This is a genomic window from Kitasatospora phosalacinea (assembly GCF_000717185.1).
In the GTDB taxonomy this organism is placed as follows: Bacteria; Actinomycetota; Actinomycetes; order Streptomycetales; family Streptomycetaceae; genus Kitasatospora; species Kitasatospora phosalacinea_A.
The window spans coordinates 1-5,895 of record NZ_JNYE01000177.1 but is presented as its reverse complement, the minus strand read 5'-3'; the positions used below and the strand labels follow the sequence as shown (position 1 = coordinate 5,895).

General features: G+C 76.8%; 2 protein-coding genes. Both read right to left on the bottom strand.

The window, feature by feature from the left end:
* Window positions 1-5,263 (bottom strand): SDR family NAD(P)-dependent oxidoreductase (locus OO57_RS38910; protein WP_158715374.1); only part of this gene is annotated, 5,263 nt, incomplete at its 3' end.
* The coding region (locus OO57_RS40190; protein WP_158715373.1) for an acyltransferase domain-containing protein at window positions 5,235-5,895 on the bottom strand (661 nt) is incomplete at its 5' end. The genes OO57_RS40190 and OO57_RS38910, both read right to left, overlap by 29 nt.

The following is a 5,895-nucleotide window of genomic DNA, read 5'->3' as shown; positions in this document are numbered from 1 at the left end:
CACACGCACCCACCCGCTCCCGGAACACCACCGACGAACCCAACAACTCCCGCGCCATCCCCACCCACTGCGACCCCTGCCCCGGAAACACGAACACCGGGTCGGTGCGGCCCTCGGCGAAGCCGGAGACCAGGTTCGGGGCGGGCGCGTCCGCGGCGAGCGCGGTCAGGCCGTGCACCAGGTCGGCCCGGTCGGCCCCGACCACCACCGCGCGGTGCTCGAACTCGGCGCGGGTGCCCGCGAGGGCCGCCGCGAGGGCGTCGGGCCGCACCCCGGGGTCGGCGGCGAGCAGGTCCAGCAGGCGGCGGGCCTGGTCGCGCAGCGCCTGCGGAGTGCGGGCGGAGAGCACCCAGGGCAGCACGGTGCCCTCGGACGGACCGGCGGGGGCGGGGCGTTCGGCCTCGGGGGCCTGTTCCAGGATCAGGTGGGCGTTGGTGCCGCTGACGCCGAACGAGGAGACGGCGGCGCGGCGCGGGCCGTCCCCGGTCCACTTGCGGGGCTCGGTCAGCAGCTCGACCGTCCCGGCGGACCAGTCGACGTGCGGGGACGGCGCGTCGACGTGCAGGGTCTTCGGCAGCTCGCCGCGGCGCAGCGCCTCCACCATCTTGATCACGCCGCCGACACCCGCCGCGGCCTGGGTGTGCCCGATGTTCGACTTCAACGAGCCCAGCCACAAAGGCCGTTCGGCACTGTGCTCGGCCCCGTAGGTCGCGATCAGCGCCTGCGCCTCGATCGGGTCACCCAGCGTCGTGCCGGTCCCGTGCGCCTCCACCGCATCGACGTCGGCGGCGCTCAGCCCCGCGTCCGCCAGCGCCTGCCGGATCACCCGCTGCTGGGCGGGCCCGTTGGGCGCCGTCAGACCGTTGGACGCGCCGTCCTGGTTGACCGCGCTGCCGCGCAGCACGGCCAGCACCCGGTGCCCGTTGCGCCGGGCGTCCGAGAGGCGTTCCAGCAGCAGCAGGCCCGCACCCTCGGCGAAACCGGTGCCGTCCGCGGACGCCGCGAACGCCCGGCAGCGCCCGTCCGGGGAGAGCGCGCGCTGGCGGCTGAACTCCACGAACACGGTCGGACCGGCGATCACCGAGGCGCCGCCCGCCAGCGCGAGCGAGCACTCGCCGCGCCGCAGCGCCTGGGCGGCCAGGTGGATCGCCACCAGCGAGGACGAGCACGCGGTGTCCACGGTGAACGCCGGACCCTCCAGGCCCAGCGTGTAGGCGACCCGGCCCGCCGCGACGCTGGTGGTGTTGCCGGTCAGCAGGTAGCCCTCCAGGTCGTGCGGGGTCCCGGCCGGGCGGGTCACGTAGTCGGCGGGGACCACGCCGAGGATCACCCCGGTGTCGGTGCCGCGGACGGACGCCGGGTTGATCCCGGCCCGTTCGAAGGCCTCCCAGGCGGTCTCCAGCAGCAGCCGCTGCTGGGGCTCCATCGCCAGCGCCTCGCGCGGCGAGACGCCGAAGAACGCCGCGTCGAAGCCGTCCGCGTGCTCGACGAAGCCGCCGCGCCGGGCGTACGAGGTGCCCAGGGTGTCCGGGTCGGCGTCGTACAGCTCCTCCAGCCGCCAGCCCCGGTCGTCCGGGAAGGCGGAGGTGGCGTCGCGGCCCTCGGCGACCAGCCGCCACAGCGCCTCGGGGTCGTCGGCGCCGCCCGGGTAGCGGCAGCTCATCGCGATGACGGCGATCGGCTCGTCGTCCGGTCGGCGCGGCCGCCCGGCGCGGGGCCCGGCCGGGGCCGGGGCGCTGCCCGCGTACCGCTCGTGCAGGAGCGCGGCGACCGCGCCCGGGCTCGGGTGGTCGAAGACCAGCGTGGCGGGCAGCCGCAGCCCGGTCGCCGCGTCCAGGCGGTTGCGCAGTTCGACGGCGGTGAGCGAGTCGAAGCCGAGTTCCTTGAAGGGGCGGGCCGGGTCGACGGTGACGGCCGCGGGGTGGCCCAGCACCTCGGCGACGTGCTCGCGCACCAGGTCGACCAGGGCCTGCCGACGGGCGGCCTCCGGCAGGCCGGCCAGCCGGGCGGCCAGTTCGGAGCGCGGCGCGGCGGCGCTCTGCGCGGTGCGCCGGGCCGGGCGGCGGACCAGGCCGCGCAGCAGCGGGGAGACCGGGTCGCCGTCCGCCGCGGTGGGGCGCAGCCGGGCGGGCACCAGCGCGGCGGCGGGCAGCCGCAGGGCCGCGTCGAACAGCGCCAGCCCGTCCGCGGGCTCCAGCGGGAGCGTGCCGAGCGCGGCCAGCCGCTCCAGGTCCGCCGGGGACAGCGCACCGGCCATGCCGTCGCCCGACCACGGGCCCCAGGCGAGCGAGAGGGCGGGCAGGCCGAGGGTGCGGCGGTGCTGGGCGAGGGCGTCCAGGAAGGTGTTGGCGGCGGCGTAGTTGGCCTGGCCCGCGCTGCCCAGGGTGCCGGCCAGCGAGGAGAACAGCGCGAAGAAGGCGAGGTCGTGACGTCCGGTCAGTTCGTGCAGGTGCCAGGCGGCGTCGGCCTTCGCGGCGAGCACCGTGTCCAGGCGTTCCGGGGTGAGCGAGCCGAGGGTGGCGTCGTCGAGGACGCCCGCGGCGTGCACGACCGCCGTCAGCGGGTGCTCCGCCGGAACACCGTCCAGCAGCCGCTCCACCGCAGCCCGGTCCGCGACGTCACACGCCACCACCACCGCCTTTGCGCCCAACTCCCCCAGTTCCGCGACCAGTTCGGCCGCACCCGGCGCCTCCCCACCCCGACGGCTCACCAGCAGCAGGTGCCGCACCCCGTACGCCGCCACCAGGTGCCGGGCGAACAACGCACCCAACCCGCCCGTCCCACCGGTGACCAGCACCGTCCCCGCCGGGTCGAGCGGGGCGGGGACGGCCAGCACGAGCTGCTGCGCCTGCCGGGTCTCGTTCAGCAGGGCCAGCGACTCGCGGACCGCCGTCACCGGCCGCACCGTCGCGGGCAGCGGGGCGAGCGCGCCCAGCCCCAGCGGCTCCCGGATCTCGGCGAACAGCTCCGCGACGTCCGGCGCGTCCGGGTCGAGCAGCAGTTCGGCGGCGTCCAGCACCGCGTCGGCGGCGGCGTCGGTGTCGGCCGCGGCATCGCTGCCGGTGCCGGTGTCGGTCCGCACCGTCAGGCCGCCGTGCCGGGCCAGCGCGGCCAGCGCCCGGCCGCCCGCTCCGTCCGCCGTCCGGACCAGCAGCGACTGGCCCGGGTGCAGCCCGGCCGCCCGCAGCATCCGGTGCGCGGCGAGGTACGCCAGCGGGGCGGCCGCGCCCTGGGCGAACGTCCAGTCGGGCGGCAGCGGGGCGAGCAGGCGGTGGTCGGCCACCGCCTCGGACGCCACCGCGCCGGGGAAGAGGCCGAACACCCGGTCGCCGGGCGCGAACCCGGTCACGCCGGGGCCGGTCTCCAGCACGGTGCCCGCGCCCTGCGCACCCAGCGGCGGGTCGCCCGGCAGCATGCCGAGCGCGGCCAGCACGTCCCGGTTGTCGAGCGCGGCCGCCCGGACGGCGATCCGGACCAGGCCCGCAGCCGGCGGCTCCCCGGCCGGCTCCGGCAACAGCGCCAGGTTCGCCAGCGAGCCGCGCGGCGCCGCGTCCAGCCGCCAGCCGGGCGCGTCCACGGGCGCGTCCACGTCCGCGTCCACGTCCACGGCCGGGACCGGGGCCGGGGCGGTGAGCCCGGCGAGCGGCGCCCTGGTCAGCCTCGGCGCGAGCAACGCGCCCGCGCGGCAGGCGAGTTGCGGCTCACCGGCGGCGAGCGCCGCGGGCAGCGCCGCCACCGAGCGCGGGTCCTCGTCCAGGTCGAGCAGCAGGAACCGGTCCGGGTGCTCCGCCTGCGCGGCCCGGACCAGCCCCCACACGGGCGCCGCGGCCAGACCCACCGGGCCGTCCTCGACCGCCACCGCCCCGCGGGTCAGCACCGCCAGCCGGCAGCCCGCCAACTGCTCCTGGGCCGCCCACTCCTGGAGCAGCGCCAGCACCTCGACGGTGTTCTCCCGGACCAGGCCCGGCAGGTCCGCGTCCCGGTCGGCGGTGCCGACCGGGGCCAGCACCACGTCCGGTACCGGCGCCCCGGCGGCGACCGCCGCCGCCAGCGCCTGCGGCGTCGGGTAGCGGTCCAGGCCGGGCAGGCCCGGGTCGGGCGCGCCGAGCACGGCGATGACCTGCTCCGCCGGTACGGCGGGAACGGCCGTCCAGGTCACGGCGAACAGCGCGTCGTGCTGCTCGGCGCCGCCCGCGGAGAGCTGCTCGGGCGTGATGCCGCGGAACACCAGCGAGTCCACCGAGGCGACCGGCGCGCCGACGGCGTCGGCGACCTCCAGGGCCACCTCGTCCGGGCCGCGGCGCGCCAGGTGCACCCGCAGCGCGCCCGCGCCCGCCGCGTGCAGCCGCACGCCGCGCCAGGAGAACGGCAGCCGCACGGCAGCCGTGTCCGCACCCGCGCCCTCGACGGCCAGCAGCGCGAACGGGTGCAGGGCCCCGTCGAGCAGGGCCGGGTGGATGCCGTACCCGGCGGCCGGGGTGTCGACGGGGAGCTCGACCTCGGCGAACAGGTCCTCCCCCAGCGCCCACGCCGCGCGCAGCGCCCGGAAGGCCGGGCCGTAGCCCAACCCGTGCGCGGCGAGCCGCTCGTACGCGTCCGCGACCGGCAGTTCCTCGGCGCCCGCGGGCGGCCACGCCCCGGGGTCCGCCGCCTCGGGGGCGGGCCGGGCGGCCGGTGCGAGCACGCCGGTGGCGTGCCTGGTCCACGGCGCGCCGGGGGTGCGCAGCGCCGCGCCGACCGGGCGGCTGTGCACGGCGACGGAGCACCGGCCGGTGTCGTCGGGGCGCCCCAGCACGATCTGCAGGTCGACGGACTCCCGCTCGGTCAGCACCAGCGGCGCCTCCAGGACGAGTTCCTCGACCTCCGTGCAGCCCACCCGGTCGGCGGCCCGCACGGCGAGTTCCACGAACGCCGTTCCCGGCACCACGACCGCGCCCACGATGGTGTGGTCCGCGATCCAGGCCTGCCCGGCGGTCGAGAGCCGGCCGGTCAGCACCGTGCCTTCCTCCCCCGCCAGTTCGACGGCGGCGGACAGCACCGCGTGCTCGACGCCCTCCAGCCCGGCGGACGTGACGGAGGCGGTGGTGCCGTTGCCGTCGACCCAGTAGCGGCGGTGCTGGAAGGCGTACGTCGGCAGGTCCACCACCCCGCCCGAACCCGGCAGCAGTGCTGCCCAGTCGACGTTCGTCCCCGACACGTGCAGCGCCGCCAGCCCCGACAGCAGCGCCGGTACTTCACCGCGCCCGCGCCGCGACAACCCCACGGTCAGCGACCGAACCCAGCTCCTCCAGCACCCCGTCCATCAACCCCGAATGGAACGCATCACTCACCCGCAACCTCCGCACCCGCACACCCCCCTCCTCCAACAACCCCACCACCCGCTCCACCGCACCCGCCTCACCCGACACCACCGTCGAGACCGGACCGTTCACCCCACCCACCGACACCACACCCGACACCCCGCCCAACACCCCACGCACCACCGACTCCGACGCCTCCACCGACACCATCACCCCACCCCCACCCACCGACCCCATCAACCCACCACGCGCCACCACCAGACGACACGCATCCCCCACCGACAACACCCCCGCCACACACGCCGCCCCCACCTCACCCACCGAATGACCCACCAACACACCCGGCACCACACCCAACGACACCACCAGACGAAACAACGCCACCTCGAACACGAACAACGCAGGCTGCGTGAACTCGGTGCGGTCAAGGAGATCCGCCGGACCCTCGAACATCAACTCCCGCAACGAACGCCCCAACAACGGATCCAGCTGCTCACACAACTCGTCCACCGCCGCAGCGAACACCGGAAACGCGTCATACAACTCACGCCCCATCCCCACCCGCTGCGCACCCTGCCCCGTGAACAAGAACGCC